Consider the following 15795-nt stretch of genomic DNA (forward strand, 5'->3'; position numbering starts at 1 on the left):
ACCGCGGTGGAACAATTCAAAATCAGTGACGAAGCATTTCCGGCGAAACGGACTTAGAACGTTTCAAGCCGTGTTTCGTCGCCCTCTAAGTAAGGCATCGGCAAGCTTTCGCCAAGCCTCAAGGGCCAAATCAATGTCTGTCTCCGTGGTAGACCAGCCCAGACTGAGCCGCACCGCTCCCTGCGCCAATTCCCTGCTGAACCCCATGGCGGCCAGAACGTGGGACGGCTGCACCTTGCCAGAGGAGCAGGCGGAGCCCGACGATACCGCAATACCGCCGAGATCGAAGCCAATCACCGCCGTCTCGGCTCGAAGCCCGCGAACGGTAAACAGCGTGGTATTGGGCAGGCGCGGCGCATCCACTGAAAACACAATTATTTCAGGTGTTTGGTTCAGCCCCTTCTCAAGGCGCTCACGCAAGGCCTGCTGCCGGGCGGCATTAGCCGGCAGCTCGGCCATCGCCACCTTGATGGCTGCGCCAAAGGCGGCGATACCGGCGACATTCTCGGTTCCCGCCCTGCGGCCCAACTCCTGGCCGCCGCCGCGGAGCAGCGGCTCCAGCCCCTGCACCTCCTCGGCCAGGACCAGCGCACCAACACCCTTGGGGCCGCCGATCTTGTGCCCAGACAGGGTGATTAGATCTGCCCGTATCGAGTTGATATCGAAGGGTATTTTTCCGAATGCCTGGATCGCATCGACATGCAGCAGCCCGCCTGCTTCATGCACGATGTCAGCGACTTCACCGACCGGTTGAATGGCGCCGGTCTCGTTGTTGGCCAGCATCACCGAAACCAGCGCCGGCGGCCCTTCAGTAAGCAACGCACGCAGATGGGCGGGGTCGACCAAGCCGGCACCGGAGACCTTAATGGCCGCGATCGTCTCCGCCGGAAACCGGCCTCCCGACAGCACCGACGTGTGCTCGATGGCTGAGACCACCAGCCGCTGGACCGGCGAGCCCGTGCCCCGGCGCAATCCCGGCGCCAGCGCCATTGCATTGGCTTCGGTGCCGCCGGAAGCAAACACCACATCCTGCGGACGGGCGCCGACGGCCGCCGCGATCGCGGCCCGTGCATCCTCGACGAGCCGGCGCGCCTGACGCCCTTCGGTATGCACCGACGAGGGATTGCCGGCCAAATCCCAAGCGGCCGCCATCGCCTGCCTCGCTTCGGGGCGAAGCGGCGTCGTCGCATTCCAGTCGAGATAGATCCGATCGGGCATTGCTGTATGATATTACCTGCATCCGCGAGGTTGGGCCTGGTGTCGTCGCAACACGCCTTATGGCAATTGTGGATCCTGCCGTCTCGTACAATCATAGGCTAACGCCTTGAACAGCCTTCCAGATGTTCAAGGTGCTTGCTTTTTGCCCCTCGCCTCATGCTAGAAGGCCGCAACCAGTTCACGGGAGCGCCGTTCCCGCATCGTCCAACGACGCATGATCACATTCTTTTCCGCCGGATCACGTCCGTTGCTTAGGGATCATCAATGCCTGAAGTAATTTTCACCGGCCCCGCGGGCCGACTCGAAGGCCGTTACCATCCGGCCAAGCAGAAGAATGCGCCGATCGCGATGATCCTGCATCCGCACCCGCAGTTTCACGGCACAATGAATCATCAGATCGTCTACCAGTGCTACTACGCGTTTGCGCATCGCGGCTTCTCGGTCCTGCGATTCAATTTCCGCGGCGTCGGCCGCAGCCAGGGCTCGTTCGACCACGGCACCGGCGAATTGTCGGACGCGGCGTCCGCGCTCGACTGGGCGCAGACCATCAATCCCGAAGCGCGCGCCTGCTGGGTCGCAGGCTTTTCGTTCGGCGCCTGGATCGGCATGCAGCTCTTGATGCGCCGACCCGAAGTCGAAGGTTTTATTTCGATCGCGCCGCCCGCCAATCTCTACGACTTCTCCTTCCTGGCGCCCTGCCCGTCATCAGGCCTGATCGTGCATGGCGAGAAGGATGCGGTGGTGCCGCCGAAGGACGTCAACACGCTGGTCGAGAAGCTGAAGACACAAAAAGGCATCGTGATCGATCAGCAGATCATCCCCGGCGCCAACCACTTCTTCGACGGCAAGCTGGAGCCGCTGATGGAGACGGTGACCGGCTATCTCGACATGCGGCTCGCCAACGTCCGCTGATGTTAACCAAGATGCGTAGCCCGGATGGAGCGCAGCGAAATCCGGGGACTGCTGCAAGAGTGGTGACATTCCCGGATTGCGCTGCGCTCCATCCGAGCTACGATTTCATGCTGGAGCAAACTTCAGCGCTGCGATCCCGGCCAGCACCAGCATGATGCCTGCGATCTTCGGCGCGCTCAGCGTCTCGCCGAACAGCAGCACGCCCATCATCAGCGTGCCGGCGGCGCCGATCCCGGTCCACACCGTGTAAGCCACGCCAATTTCCAGCACCTGCAGCGCCCGCCCAAGCAGAAAGACGAATGCGGCCAGCAACGCGAACGAGGCGATGCTCCAGCCGAAGCGCGTGTAGCCGTCGGCATATTTCATCGCGATCGCCCAGCCGACATCGAGGAGCCCGGCGGTAACGAGCGCGACCCAGGCGACCTGCGGGGACATGGCTGCCTCACGCCGCCAGCTTCAGCATGTGGGCGTTATGGCGCACCAGGAACGCGTGCAGCAATTGCGGATAGTCGGACCCCACCGCCGTGCGCACGCTCGGCCGCTTCGCCAGCACCCCTCGCCATGCACGGACCTTCGGCGTATCGGCGAAGACCGAGAGATCGGTCAGTTGATCGAACACGTCGAAGTAACGGAAGATCGGCGCGAACACCGCGTCCACCAGACTGAAGTTTTCGCCGGCAAAGAACGGCCCCGTGCCCAGCGCCTCCTCGACGCGCGAAAACTTTGCGGCGACGGCCTGCCGCTTGCTTTCGAACACCGCGGGATCACCCGTCGTCTCCAGACCCCAGAGCTCGCTCAGAATGGTGGACCCGAACTCCATCCAGGCCCGGTGCTGCGCGCGCTGGAGCGCTTCCTGCAGATGCAGCTTGGCGCCGCCCTGGGTTTCCTCGATGTATTCGCAAATCACGTTGCTTTCGAACAGCGCGACCTCCTTGCCGTCTTTGCCGGTCACGACCAGTACCGGCACCTTGCCGAGGGGCGATATCTTCAAAAACCAGTCCGGCTTGTTGGCGAGATCGATGTCGACCCGCTCGAACGGAACGCCCTTCTCGGTGAGCGCGATCACGGCGCGCTGCACATAGGGACAAAGCTTGTGACTGATTAAAGTGAGCTTCTGCGCCATGACGACCTCTCAAACGCGAAGGCCGGCCGGCCTTCGCTCCATGCATCTGCATGTAAAGTAAATGCACCTGCATGTAGTCGTCAAGGTCGATGCAATTGCATCAACATATCTTGAACCGCGTCACGGTCGCGCGATGATGCCGCCGGTCATCGGGAGCGGCACCCCGGTTGTGGCGGGGTAGCTCAGCGGCAGGCCTTTCAGGCCGCGCGCAGCCAGAAATCCAAATGCCTGCGCCTCGATGGCGTCGGATGCCCAGCCCAGGGTGTCAGCCGCCCGGACGGTCGCGGGTGCCAGACACTCACGCAGCATGCGCAGCATGGTCAAGTTGCGGGCGCCGCCACCGGCCACGATCCAGTTCTTCGGTTCCTTCGGCAGCAAGGGCACCACCCGGGCAATTGCGGCGACGGTAAAGGCGGTCAGCGTGGCCGCGCCATCCTCGGGCGCCATATCGCCGAGCTTTAGCCCCGCAAAATCGTTGCGATCGAGCGATTTCGGCGGAGGCATTGAGAAGAACGGCATCTCCAATGCACGGTTGATCCAGGCCGGGTCGACCTTGCCCAGCGCGGCGGTGCGGCCCTCGGTATCGAAGCGCTGGTTCATGCGGCGGAACATGTGGTCGTCGAGCAGCGCGTTGCCCGGACCGGTATCGCAGGCGATCAACGTGTCGCCGTCGATATAGGTGATATTGGCGACCCCGCCGATGTTGACCACGACAGTCGGCCCCTCCCAGTCCAGCGATTGGGCGAGCGCGCGGTGATAGACCGGCACAAAGGGCGCGCCCTGCCCGCCGGCTTCGACATCTGCAGCGCGGAAATCGTACATAACCGGAATGTGGATCATCCTGGCGAGCGTCAGCGCGTCGCCGATCTGGACCGTCAACTTTTTCTCGGGCCGGTGCAGCACGGTCTGGCCGTGAAAGCCGACGATGTCGATGTCGTCGAAGCGCATCCGGTGTTGCGCGGTAAAGGCAGCCACCGCCTCGGCGTGCGCTGAGGTGACGACCCGCTCGGCTTCGCGCAGGCAGCCGGGTCGCGCCGCGCGATCCGGCAGGTCGGCGGCCTCATACAGCGCCTGGCGCAACAGGCCGCGCTCCGTATCGGTATAGGGCCGGTATCCGGACGGTCCGAGCGCGTTGACCCGGCGGCCGTCGGTTTCGATCAAAGCGACATCCACCCCGTCGAGCGAGGTGCCGCTCATCAAACCTAATGCCGTCAACATCATAGTCGATGGTGCCTTTGAAACGCCCTGCTCGATACGTCCCGCCGACGACGACCAGCTTGTGCCAAACACGCACATCTTATAATGCCACAGCGCCCGGTCCCGCGGCAGCCTGTTCCGCCATGGTTCCCGCAAACAGTTACAATTACAGTGAAAATAGAATGATCAAAGCAGCCCGCCCATGACCGCATTTAAATCAGATTTCCTGAATGTTTTACAGGAGCGCGGCTTCATCCACCAATGCTCCGATTTCGAGGGCCTCGACGCGCTGGCCGCCAAGGGCCAAGCCACGGCCTATGTCGGCTACGACTGCACGGCGCCCTCGCTCCATATCGGCAATTACCTCACCATGATGATGCTGCACTGGCTGCAGCAGAGCGGAAACAAGCCGATCACCCTGATGGGCGGCGGCACCACCATGGTCGGTGACCCCTCCGGCAAGGACGAAACGCGCGCCATCCGCACCATCGAGGAAATCGAGGCCAACAAGGCCTCGATCCGCGGCGTGTTTGCGAAGGTGCTACGCTACGGCGACGGCCCGAGCGATGCCATCATGCTCGATAATGCCGAATGGCTGACGAAGCTGAACTATATCGAGATGCTGCGCGAGATCGGCCGGCATTTCTCCGTCAACCGCATGCTGACGATGGATTCGGTCAGGCTCCGGCTCGAGCGCGAGCAGGAGATGAGCTTCATCGAGTTCAACTACATGGTGTGCCAGGCCTATGACTTCGTCGAGCTGGCGCGGCGCACCGGCTGCCGGTTGCAGATGGGCGGCTCCGATCAATGGGGCAACATCGTCAACGGCGTCGATCTCGGCCGCCGCATGGGCACGCCGCAACTGTTCGCATTGACCACGCCGCTGCTCACGACCGCGTCGGGCGCCAAGATGGGCAAGACCGCGCAGGGCGCGGTGTGGCTCAACGCCGACCAGTTCTCGCCTTACGATTTCTGGCAATACTGGCGCAACGTTGAGGACGCCGACGTCGTGAAATTTCTAAAGTTGTTCACGACCTTGCCGATGAGAGAGATTCAGAAACTCGCGGCATTGCAGGGCGGCGAAATCAACGAAGCCAAGAAGGTGTTGGCGACGGAGGCGACCGCGCTGCTGCATGGCCGGGACGCCGCAAACACCGCCGCCGAAACCGCCCGGCAAACCTTCGAGCAAGGCGCGATTGCGGAGAACCTGCCGACTGTGGAAGTTACGCGCGGCGAGCTCGAAGCCGGCGCCGCCGTGCTGGGACTGTTCGTGAGAGCGGGCCTCGTGACCTCGAATGGCGAGGCGCGGCGTCAGATCAAGGGCGGTGGCTTGCGCGTCAACGACGCCGCCGTGACCGACGAGAAAATGGTGCTCACGCCGTCCAATCTCACGCCGGAAGGCGTCATCAAACTTTCCATGGGGAAGAAAAAGCACGTCCTGCTCAAGCCGGCCTGATTGGTCCTGCATAGGCGCATTCGCTTTTGAGGCTTGCGGGGATCAGCGGAAACGCGCTCCCTGCGTCCCATGGATAACAAGACGCCAGAGGGAGACGCGTTAGCGAGGCCGCTCAAGCCGGGGCGAATTGCGCTCAACGTGCTGGCGCTGTGCTTTACGCTGGCGCTGCTCGGCCGCGGCCTCGGCGAGAGCTTTACGGTTTTCCTCAAACCGATCTCGGAGAATTTCGGCTGGGATCGCGCGGAAGTCGTCTCAGTCTATTCGCTGACCTGGCTGGCCGGCGGACTGATGGCGCCAGTGGTCGGCCGGCTGTTCGACCGCTATGGCCCGCGCATCGTCTATTCGCTGGGACTGCTGCTGCTCGGCGGCGCGTTTCTGGTGGCGTCGCGGGCGCAGGCGCTGTGGCAGTTCCAGATGAGCGTCGGCGTTTCCGTCGGGATCGGCATCGCCTTCATCGGCAACGTACCTAATTCGATTCTGCTCGGCCGCTGGTTCGGCCCGCGATTGCCCACCGCGATGGCGGTAGTCTATTCCGCGGCCGGCGCAGGCGTGCTGGTACTGCTGCCGGGATCGCAGCTTCTGATCGATCACATCGGCTGGCGCGGCGCCTACCAGACGTTCGGTATCATTGCGCTATGCCTGCTGCTGCCGTTGTTGCTGCTGCCATGGCGGCTGTTCTCCACGGGCTCACCGCACATCGCCAAAAAGGCCGATCCCGATTTCGTCGACGGCGGCTGGACGCTTGCAAGCGCGATGCGTCACCACGCGTTCTGGGCGCTGTTTTCGACCTTCTTCTTTACGGCCGTGGGGATGTATGCGCTTGCGGCGCAGATCGTCGCCTATCTGATCGATGCCGGCTTCCCGCCGCTCCAGGCTGCAACCGCCTGGGGCTTTTCCGGCGTCGTGCTGCTGTTCGGCATGCTGGGCGTGACCCAGCTCGATGCCATGATCGGACGAAGGCCGTCGGTGCTGCTCAGCTACGCCATCTCGATCGTCGGCATTATCTTGCTCTGGCTGCTGCAGTTCTATCCGAACTTCTGGCTGCTCGGCGCCTTCGTCGTGACCTTCGGCAGCATGATTGGCTCCCGCGGGCCGCTGATCACGGCGACCGCAATGAAGATCTTTCGCGGCGAACGGGTCGGCACCATCTACGGCACGATTTCGATTGGCAGCGGCCTTGGCTCGGGGCTAGGCGCCTGGGCCGGCGGCCTGATCCATGATTGGAACCACAGCTACAATCCCGTGATCGCGTTCGCGCTGGTGGCCGTGGTGCTCGGGATGATCCCGTTCCTGATCGTGCCGGCATTGCGGCGATAGCTAAACCTCGGCCCGATTTGCGGGGCTCCTGCTTTTGGCCGCGATCGTTTCAAGCAGCCAACTCTTGAATGACAGCATCGCAGGCGATGCTTTTCGGGAGTGCAGCGACGTAATCCAATAATCGCCGAGCGCCACTTCGATCCTAAAGGGACGTACGAGCCGCCGTTGCCGGACCTCGTCGTCAAACAACGCCGCCGGCAATAACGCAACGCCGAAACCGCGCGCTGCTGCGCTGGCGATCGTGATGGATGAATCGAACACCATGCCCTTGAGAACCGGGCTCTGCAGTCCCGCCGCGGTAAACCAGCGCGACCATTCGTCCTGTCGGTAGGAACGCAGCAGCACCTCGCGTTTGAGATCCGCCGGCCGGTTCAGCCTGCGAGCCAATGCGGGCGCACAGAACGGGGTAAATGGCGCCCCCATCAAGTGGGTTGCCTCAGTGCCATGCCAGAGGCCATCGCCAAACCTGATCGCGTAATCGAGGCCTTCACCCGCGATGTCGATGCGGTTGTTGTTGGTGAACAGGCGCAAATCGATCCGCGGATATGCCTTCCTGAAAACGTCGAGCCGCGGCAGCAACCATCCCGAAGCGAAGGTACCGACCACGCCGACCGTAATGACGTCCTGGTAGCGACCGTCCTCAAAACGATTGAGCGTTTCGGTGAGCCGACCGAAGGCCTCGACAATGCTCGGCAGCAGCAATTGTCCTTCGTCGGTGAGCGCGACACCCCGCGGCAGCCGGCGAAACAACTGTACGCCAAGCCGGTCCTCCAGCCCTTTCACGTGCTGGCTGACGGCGGCCTGCGTGACGCGAAGCTCTAGCCCAGCTCGGGTGAAACTCAGGTGACGCGCCGTCGCTTCAAAGGCCCGCAGCGCATTGAGCGGAAGGTGTGAAAGCTTCATCGGGCGGCGCATCGTTCGTCCTTAGTTTTTCTTATGCCTGCCCGCAGAACTGTTCGTTTGTCAAGACAAGGACCGGTCGGCACCTTGTCGGCCACAAGCATGGAGAGATTCGTAATGATCACCAGGAGACAGTTTCAGTTAGGATTGGGCACGGCGCTAATCGCGACTGCTTTGAGCGGCCGGCAAGCGATACGCGCATCGACCGCACATCAGCGACTGATCGACGAGATCAGGCGTTTGGAGAGCGAGAGCGGCGGGCGGCTCGGTGTTTGTGTGCTGGACACGGCAACGGACACTCGTCATATCCACCGGGGTGACGAACGTTTCCCGATGTGCAGCACCTTCAAGGCACTGGCAGCCGCGGCTATTCTTGCGCGCGTAGACGCCGGCAAGGAACAGTTGACGCGGCGCATTACCTTCGACGCCTCCGCACTCGTCACGTACTCCCCCGTAACGGAAAAGCATGCCGGTAGCGACGGCATGACGCTCGCCGAGATTTGCGAAGCGGCGGTGACGTTGAGCGACAACACGGCCGGCAATCTGCTGCTCGCCAGCATCGGCGGACCTCCGGCACTGACTGCCTTCGCACGGAGCCTCGGCGACCAGGTCACGCGGTTAGACCGGGATGAGCCCTCGCTCAATGAGGCTTTGCCCGACGATGCCCGCGATACCACGACACCGAATGCGATGGCGTCCAATTTGCAGGCCCTTATCGTTGGGACTACGGCACTGTCGGCTCAATCGCGCGAGCAACTGACGGCATGGTTGATCGCTAACAAAACCGGCGACACGCGACTGCGTGCAGGCGTTGCGAAAGATTGGCGCGTCGGCGACAAGACCGGCACTGGTGCCCGCGGCACTGCTAATGACATCGCCGTGACCTGGCCACCCGGCAAGGCGCCCATCGTGATCACGGCCTATCTGACTGGCGCCACCGTTTCTGCCGCGCAGCAAAACGCCACTCTGGCTTCGGTCGCGCGGGCGGTCTCGGCGATGGCAATTGGCTAGGTGCCGAATGCACCCAGCAACTGCCGGATTATCCGTAGCGACAATCGTCCTCTACACTGCAGTGCCGAGTTTGGCCCCATCAATCGGGTCGGAGGATATATTTGCCGGCAGGCCGGCATTTTCCGAAGCAGAACAGCCTGCGCGAACGCCAGCCGATTGCAGAGATATCAGACCAATGGCGGATGGTATTCCCGAACTCGAGTACCGGATCGATCTCTCCGTGGCCGGCAGACTCACGGCGGTGCAGACGGATCAGGTCTTGTGGTATCTCGTGCTCTGCTCACCGCCGGATATCAGGATCATGTGCGTCACCTACCAATCCAACGGCGTGGCGGTTGGCGACAGAATTATCGTGAGAGGCGGATACCGGCGACGCGACGCCAACCATGTCCTGTTGGATTCGTGTCTGGCAAGCAGACCAGAGCAGTGATTTCTGCCGAGAGACAGTCTGCGGCGGTGTCTGGCTAATTATTCGGCGGCAGTTCGATCGGGTTGTTGTTCTGCTTGCCGGTATTGAATTCGAAGATCTTTCGCAGCACGCCGGGCATCACTGCCGAAATCGGATTAACGCGCAGCACGGGCTGGCCCGGCGTGCCGACCACCTCGTAGGTCACGCCGATAAGGCCCTCATTACTGCCGCCACCGAGGAACAGGCCGAGCACGGGAATCTGGCCGAACATGTTGTTCAATCCATACATCGGAACGAAGGTGCCGCTCATGCGAACCTGATTGGCGACGGTATCGATGCTGCCTTCGATGGTCGCGCCGACCATCGGTCCTTTCACGACGCCATCGCGGATCGTGAGCTGTCCGCTATGCCGGGTGAACTCGGCTCGCAATGCGGTAAAGGAAACGCCGCTTTGAGTGCCTGTAGAACCACCTGCGGCCACACGGTCGAGCGAGGCCTCACCTTTGATGGAGAATTGGCGGACGTTGATCAGGCCCTCTTTGGCGCTGGGCTCAACCGTCGGTGGCTCCAGGAAGAGTTCAAGCTGACCGCCGATTACCTTTGAATACATGTCCGTGAAGCGGAAGAATGCGCCAGCGTCATTGGTCTGCAGCACAATGATGTCGCGGCCCTGACCCTGTGCGCGGCCGCGCAAATCGGCCATCACCGGCGTGTCGCGACCAATCTTGCCGGAGAGCGTAAAGTTTCTCACGATGCCGTTGCGGCGGGAGAACTTGCTATCGACGCTACGCAATGCCTCGCCGTTGAAGCCCGCGACCGCGCCCAGCTTGAGGTCGACATCGAAGTCGATGTTCCTTGTCTTGCTCTTGGGGTCGGCCTCCTTGCCCGAGATCGCCGATTTGAGGAAGCCGCGGCCATCGAACACGTCGCCGCGCATCGTCACCTTCACGATGCCGTCGGCGCCGCGCTCGGCCTTCAACGTCGTCTTGTCGCCGTCCGACGGCGCGTAGGTTGGAAAGTTCGCGTTCAACAGGTCGCCGTTCTGGTCGACTTCGAGCGATCCCTTGATCGAAACGCCGCCGCCTTCGACCACAATGTCCTGGAACAGCGTTGATTGCTCCTTCTTCACGACATTGAATGTCGCCTTGCCCGACTTGCCCGGCACCTTGACCCAGCCCGGCAGGATGTTGTCGAGACGCAGCGAGGTCAGATCGGCCTCGATGCCGACGCGGCTGTCGTTGTCGCCGATCTTGCCGATCACCTTGATCGGGATGGAGCCGCTCACGGCAGGTCCGAGATCGAGCCCGAGCCGCGCGCGGCTAGCATCATCCAGTGTCGCCTGCAGCCTGATATCGGCGTCGCCCTCGCTCGGCTTGCGATAGTCCAGCGAGGCCGGCTGGCCGTTGATCTTGACGTCGCCCTTAACTTGGTAGCCCGCGTTGTTGGCGAGCACCTTGAGCGTGTTGGATTCCAGTTTCTGGTTCATCACGAGCTTGTCGGCAGCAAACCCAGCCAGATCGGCAATCACCGTGTAGGTGGTATCGGCCTTCGTCATCGAGCCCTTGACCGGCATGCCGAGCGTGATGGTGGCGGCAACGTTTCCCTTGCTCGTGTTCGGATCAACCAGCGTGCCGGAGAGATCGCTGATGCGATCGGAGGCCAGAATCTCGGCCGCGGCCGGCACCGGACAATCCACCCTGAACTTCACCCGCGACGGTGACGGCTTCGGCGCCATGTCCGGCACCTCGAAGGTGAAATCGGAAATGTTGATCTTGCGGCCAGCGGGGGTATCGGCAATGCCCTGCCCGATCGTCACCGTTGCCGTTCGCCCGGTAACCCGCGCTTTCAAATCCGCATCACGGACCGCTGGCATGTCATCGACCGGACGCGCGGTGACTCCCGAGGCCACGATGTTGACGGCCAGACCATCGTCCGGAATCGGCGGTCCCTTGCGTGACAGATTGCGCACCGGCGAATTGACGCCGACCTCGATGCGCTGGAGCGTGCCGCGCTCGATCCGCTCGATCACCCATTCGCGCACTTCGGGCACGATCAGGATCGGCCACATCCGTTTCAGCGCGGATGCCGACATCGGCGTACCTGCAAAACCAAGCTGGAGACGCGCGTCACCCGAATAATCAATACTGCCGGTGCCCGCGACGCCGATCTCGCCGTTGCTGATATCGGCCTGGGTGAGCAGCACACGCTTGCGGTCGGTATCGAACTTCATTCCGATCGCGATCCGGTTGAAGATCAGCGGCGGCTCGTTGTCGGTGCCGGCCAAAAGGATCGTGCCGCCGCTAAGGCCGGCCTGCCATTCGGTGGTGGCGCCGTTCGGCGGTTCGAGATGGCCGAGCAGCGTGATCCGATTCGCGCCGGAAATGATCTTGAACGGCGCGACCAGCACGCGCCGTCCGGCATCCCATTCGACACTCATCTCCGCCGAATCGATCGGCATCGGATAGTCGGGCGTGTCGCTGTCGATGAGGTTTCCGGCGCCGGCGATGATCTTGCCGCGGAAATAGGTCGGCAGGCCGTCGCGGCCCAGTTCGCCTTTCAACTCGCCGGAAAGCGGCAGCTCGGCACTGTAGGTCAGGTCCTTGACCCGCATTGCCAGCAGGATGTTGGCGGCGGGCACCTTGTCGGCACGAAGATCGACCGAGCGCACGCCGTTCTGCTGCGGTCCGACCACGACCTTGAGCGACCAGGGACGCGCGCCTTCCTCGCCAAGGCTCACCGCAACCCCGCCGCTGCTCGGCCGGCGCATGCTGAGGCTGATATTCTCGAACGCCCATTTGTTGCCGCGCTGCTGATCGTCGACGATGAGATTGCCGTTCTTGAGGCCGATCTCGTTCAGGTTCTGCCCATCGAGGCCGGTCAGGCTGAGACTGTCGAGCCAGTCGAGGCCGGCCAGCAATCCGTTCTGGGCGGTATCGGGGGCCGTCGCACCAGCACCTTGCGGTGCTGCGGCCGGCTGGCGGGGGAATGTCGGAATCATGCCGGCATCGCGCTTGGAGGCAACGCCGGTTGCCAGCGGCTTGGCGGTGTCGCCGGCAGACACCGTCACCTGGCCGTCCGGCGTGATTCGAACCGCGAGTTCGGCATCGACCAGATTGAGACTTTCGGCGCGCAGCCGTCCCAGCAGGAGCGCTGTGCCTGACAGTTTCACCTCGGCCTTCGGCGCGGTGGCGACGACGACCTGGTCACGGTCGCGGACCACGATGTCGCGGATGCGCACCGCGATTCGAATCCGTCCGGCCCGCTCGATCTGCGTACCGCCGACCTCGACCGTATTGCCATGGCCGATATTGTCTTCAATCGCGGCCGCCAGCCACGGTGTCGCGACGTCGAGATTGATGGGCCCGGCGCCGAGCCGCCACCATAGACCGCCGAAACAACCGGTGAAGATCACCGCCAGCACGGCAATCACGATCGCCACGCGTTTGACCCAGCGCTCGCCGGTTATCCATTGCTGCAACGCTGAGAACTTGTCACCGACACGGCGAAATCTGGAATTGGAACGCGATAACAGGCGCCGCGCGCGGTAGCCGGCGGCCTCCTCTTGCTCCCAGCCCGGCGCGTCATCCCATTGCTGGGCCTCGGCACGCGGATTCGACCCCTTGGGCGAAGTATTCCTAGCCATTGCCTCTCGGTGCCGGCGCTGAGGTTGATCGCCGCCAAGGGCACGCTCTTCGATCGATATCGAGCGCTCCTGTGTCGGCATCGCTGCCAATCCTCGATTAATACTGTTACTCGTGGTCGGGCCCAAGGATTGATTGGGCGGTCCCATCGACGAGCGGACGGGGGTAGCGTCGAATTCCTTGTAACCATACTCCGGGGTCATCAAACTTGCCCAGCAGCCGGAGCGAATCCGACGATCAAAGGCGAAACCCGCAATACCCCAATGGTTGATCTGCGGAAAGCGACGAAAGGAAGGCGTATGTCCAAGAAAACGCGCAAGAAATCCTCCATGCCATCCTCCAAGAACCGCAAGACTTCCGCCGCAAAGCCGGCCGCGGCCAAGACAGCCAGCAAGACCGCCCGCCGCGCCGCGCCGGCCCCGGCCAAAAAGCCTGCCGCCAAGCCAGCCAGCAAGGCCGCCAAAACCGCCACCAAGGCAGCCGCCGGGAAACCGGCTAAGAAGGCTAAGACCGCTTCAGCCAAAGCCTCGCACAAGCCGACATCGAAACAGTTAATAAAATCCAAGCTATCTGAGACGCCCAAGCCGGTTGCCGGAACCGGCCTTGTCGAAGGCGCAATGGCGCCCGCCTTCAACCTGCCGCGCGATGGCGGCGGCAGTGTCTCGTTGGCGGACTATGCAGGCAAGAAACTGGTGCTGTTTTTCTACCCCCGCGCCGATACGCCCGGTTGCACCCGGGAAGCGATCGACTTCACGCGGCTCAGCAGCGCGTTTAGTGATGCCGGAGCGGTGGTGCTCGGGATCTCGGCCGATACCGTAAAGGCCCAGGAATCCTTCCGGAACAAGCACCAGCTTTCGGTTCCTCTGATCTCGGATGAGCAACATGAAATGCTCGAGGCCTATGGCGCCTGGGGCGAAAAATCGATGTATGGCAGGACCTTCATGGGGATCATTCGAACGACGGTTCTGATCGGCAGCGATGGGCGGATCGCCAAAACCTGGCGCAATGTGCGGGTCGATGGCCATGCCGACGAGGTGCTGGCCGCCGTCCGCGGCATATGATCGGCAGGTTCCATTTCCCAAAAATTAACCATGAACGGGTCAAATCGGCAGGCAAATTGAGCCGAACGGAGCTGATTTCCGACCGGCGCGGGAGTGCCGATGTCGTACCGTTCCGGTCATTATTCCGATCACCACCATCCCCACGATCATGGACGGACGCCGCCCCGCCGTCCGGCACCCCATCCGGCAAAAGCCGCAGCGCTCGACGGTAACGGCTACACCATCGTCCATGCCGGCAAGCAGGTCAGGCTCGGCCCGGTCGTGTTCTGGATCGTCGTCGGCACGATCGTACTGCTTGGCATCTGGTCGGCGGCGACTGCCACTTATTTCGCGTTTCGCGACGACGTCCTGACCCGGCTGATCGCCCGGCAGGCCGAGATGCAATACGCCTATGAAGATCGCATCGCGGAGCTGCGCACCAAGGTCGATCGCACGACCAGCCGTCAGTTGCTCGATCAGGAACAGTTCGACCAAAAGCTCGACCAGATCATGCGCCGCCAGACCGCGCTCGAATCGCGCGCCACCGCGCTTGGCGCGATTCCGGATACCGCGGCGACCGGTTCGATTCGGCCTCCGGCGCGCGGCGAGACGCCCGCTTCCGGAACCCTAAAACCCTCCCCGATCAGCGACACCGTGATCTTCGTCGCGCCGCCGGATCGCGAGGCTCGGCTGGAATCGCGCGCGCCCGTCGTCGCCAAGCCGCAGTCAAATCAGTTCGCCAAAGTTCAGGGTATCGATAATGTCCTGGTCCGCCTGCAGACCTCGCTGGATACGGTCGAGCGGCGGCAGATGGCGGCCTTGAGCTCGGTCGAGGACAGCATGGAATCGCGCCTGCGCCGCATGCGCGGCGTGTTCACTGATCTCGGACTCAATATGGCGCAGCTCGAAGCCGCAATACCCCGCTCGGCCATCGGTGGCCCGTTCGTGCCGGTGAAGCTGCCGGCGGACGCCGGTGCGTTCGAACGTCAACTCTACCGCATCAATCTCACCCGCGCCCAGATGCAGCGCCTGAATGCGACTCTTTCCCTGGTGCCCTATCGCAAGCCTGTCGTCGGCGAGGTCGAATTCACCTCGGGTTTCGGCGTTCGCAGCGATCCCTTCCTCGGTCGCCCCGCCATGCACACCGGTCTCGATTTCCGTGCCGCCACCGGCGATCCGGTGCGCGTCACCGCGAACGGCAAGGTCGTATCGTCGGGGTGGATGGGCGGCTATGGCCGCATGGTCGAGGTCGACCACGGCAACGGGCTGTCGACTCGTTATGGCCATCTGTCGGAAATTCACGTCCGGATCGGCGACGTCGTCAAGATCGGCCAGGTGATCGGCGCGGTCGGCTCGACCGGCCGCTCCACGGGTCCGCATCTGCACTATGAAACGCGGATCGACGGCGATGCTGTTGACCCGCAGAAATTCCTGCGCGCGGGCGTGAGGCTGAGCTCAGGTTAGCATCGCGCCGTCAGAACTGGTGTGCTCGCTTGTTGATCGCGCGGCAATACTTCCTTAATTCCACCCTCGCCCGTTCTACCGCCAACTGAAAACGGAACCGTCGCGCC

General features: G+C 62.7%; 13 protein-coding genes. 7 read left to right on the forward strand and 6 right to left on the reverse strand.

Annotated elements, in window-relative coordinates; genetic code table 11:
• Positions 1-63: 63 nt before the first annotated feature.
• On the reverse strand, positions 64-1218 hold the full coding sequence (locus HCN58_RS12950; RefSeq protein ID WP_171579763.1) for a cysteine desulfurase family protein: 1155 nt from the start codon (positions 1216-1218) through the stop codon (positions 64-66).
• Between the two features lie 264 nt (positions 1219-1482).
• On the opposite strand from HCN58_RS12950, the gene HCN58_RS12955 reads away from it, so the two are divergent.
• Entirely contained in the window at positions 1483-2130 is a 648-nt protein-coding gene (locus tag HCN58_RS12955) for an alpha/beta hydrolase (RefSeq protein WP_025589847.1), read from the forward strand.
• 105 nt (positions 2131-2235) lie between these two features.
• Here HCN58_RS12955 and HCN58_RS12960 read toward each other — a convergent pair whose 3' ends face one another.
• From HCN58_RS12960 to HCN58_RS12970, 3 genes are all read right to left on the reverse strand, one after another.
• Positions 2236-2565 carry a DMT family transporter gene (locus HCN58_RS12960; protein WP_171579764.1) on the reverse strand — a complete coding sequence of 110 codons (330 nt, stop codon included), beginning with the start codon at positions 2563-2565 and terminating at the stop codon, positions 2236-2238.
• Between the two features lie 7 nt (positions 2566-2572).
• Complete coding sequence (locus HCN58_RS12965) at positions 2573-3253, reverse strand: glutathione S-transferase family protein (protein WP_171579765.1); 681 nt, start codon at positions 3251-3253, stop codon at positions 2573-2575.
• A gap of 120 nt (positions 3254-3373) precedes the next feature.
• A complete protein-coding gene (locus HCN58_RS12970; protein ID WP_171580358.1) occupies positions 3374-4474 on the reverse strand; it encodes an anhydro-N-acetylmuramic acid kinase in 1101 nt (366 codons plus the stop codon).
• Positions 4475-4652: 178 nt separating this feature from the next.
• Between HCN58_RS12970 and tyrS the strand changes: the two genes are divergently transcribed.
• Both tyrS and HCN58_RS12980 read left to right on the forward strand, forming a co-directional pair.
• Positions 4653-5906, forward strand: coding sequence for a tyrosine--tRNA ligase (gene tyrS, locus HCN58_RS12975; RefSeq protein ID WP_171579766.1), 1254 nt, complete (start codon positions 4653-4655; stop codon positions 5904-5906).
• Between the two features lie 69 nt (positions 5907-5975).
• Positions 5976-7223: an MFS transporter gene (locus HCN58_RS12980; protein WP_171579767.1), complete on the forward strand. Its 1248-nt coding sequence runs from the start codon at positions 5976-5978 to the stop codon at positions 7221-7223.
• Here HCN58_RS12980 and HCN58_RS12985 read toward each other — a convergent pair whose 3' ends face one another.
• Positions 7224-8126 (reverse strand): LysR family transcriptional regulator, encoded by a 903-nt coding sequence (locus HCN58_RS12985; RefSeq protein WP_171579768.1) that lies wholly within the window; start codon positions 8124-8126, stop codon positions 7224-7226.
• A gap of 114 nt (positions 8127-8240) precedes the next feature.
• Between HCN58_RS12985 and bla the strand changes: the two genes are divergently transcribed.
• Both bla and HCN58_RS12995 read left to right on the forward strand, forming a co-directional pair.
• On the forward strand, positions 8241-9134 hold the full coding sequence (gene bla, locus HCN58_RS12990; RefSeq protein ID WP_171580359.1) for a class A beta-lactamase: 894 nt from the start codon (positions 8241-8243) through the stop codon (positions 9132-9134).
• A gap of 175 nt (positions 9135-9309) precedes the next feature.
• Positions 9310-9564 (forward strand): hypothetical protein, encoded by a 255-nt coding sequence (locus HCN58_RS12995; RefSeq protein ID WP_171579769.1) that lies wholly within the window; start codon positions 9310-9312, stop codon positions 9562-9564.
• Between the two features lie 34 nt (positions 9565-9598).
• Here HCN58_RS12995 and HCN58_RS13000 read toward each other — a convergent pair whose 3' ends face one another.
• Positions 9599-13267, reverse strand: coding sequence for a YhdP family protein (locus tag HCN58_RS13000; RefSeq protein WP_171579770.1), 3669 nt, complete (start codon positions 13265-13267; stop codon positions 9599-9601).
• Between the two features lie 216 nt (positions 13268-13483).
• Here HCN58_RS13000 and HCN58_RS13005 point away from each other — a divergent pair, with 216 nt between their 5' ends.
• Both HCN58_RS13005 and HCN58_RS13010 read left to right on the forward strand, forming a co-directional pair.
• On the forward strand, positions 13484-14245 hold the full coding sequence (locus tag HCN58_RS13005) for a peroxiredoxin (protein WP_171580360.1): 762 nt from the start codon (positions 13484-13486) through the stop codon (positions 14243-14245).
• Between the two features lie 99 nt (positions 14246-14344).
• Positions 14345-15688, forward strand: coding sequence for a M23 family metallopeptidase (locus tag HCN58_RS13010; protein ID WP_171579771.1), 1344 nt, complete (start codon positions 14345-14347; stop codon positions 15686-15688).
• The last annotated feature ends 107 nt before the right edge of the window (positions 15689-15795 follow it).

Origin of the sequence: Bradyrhizobium australiense (genome assembly GCF_013114825.1) — a bacterium.
GTDB lineage: Bacteria > Pseudomonadota > Alphaproteobacteria > Rhizobiales > Xanthobacteraceae > Bradyrhizobium > Bradyrhizobium australiense.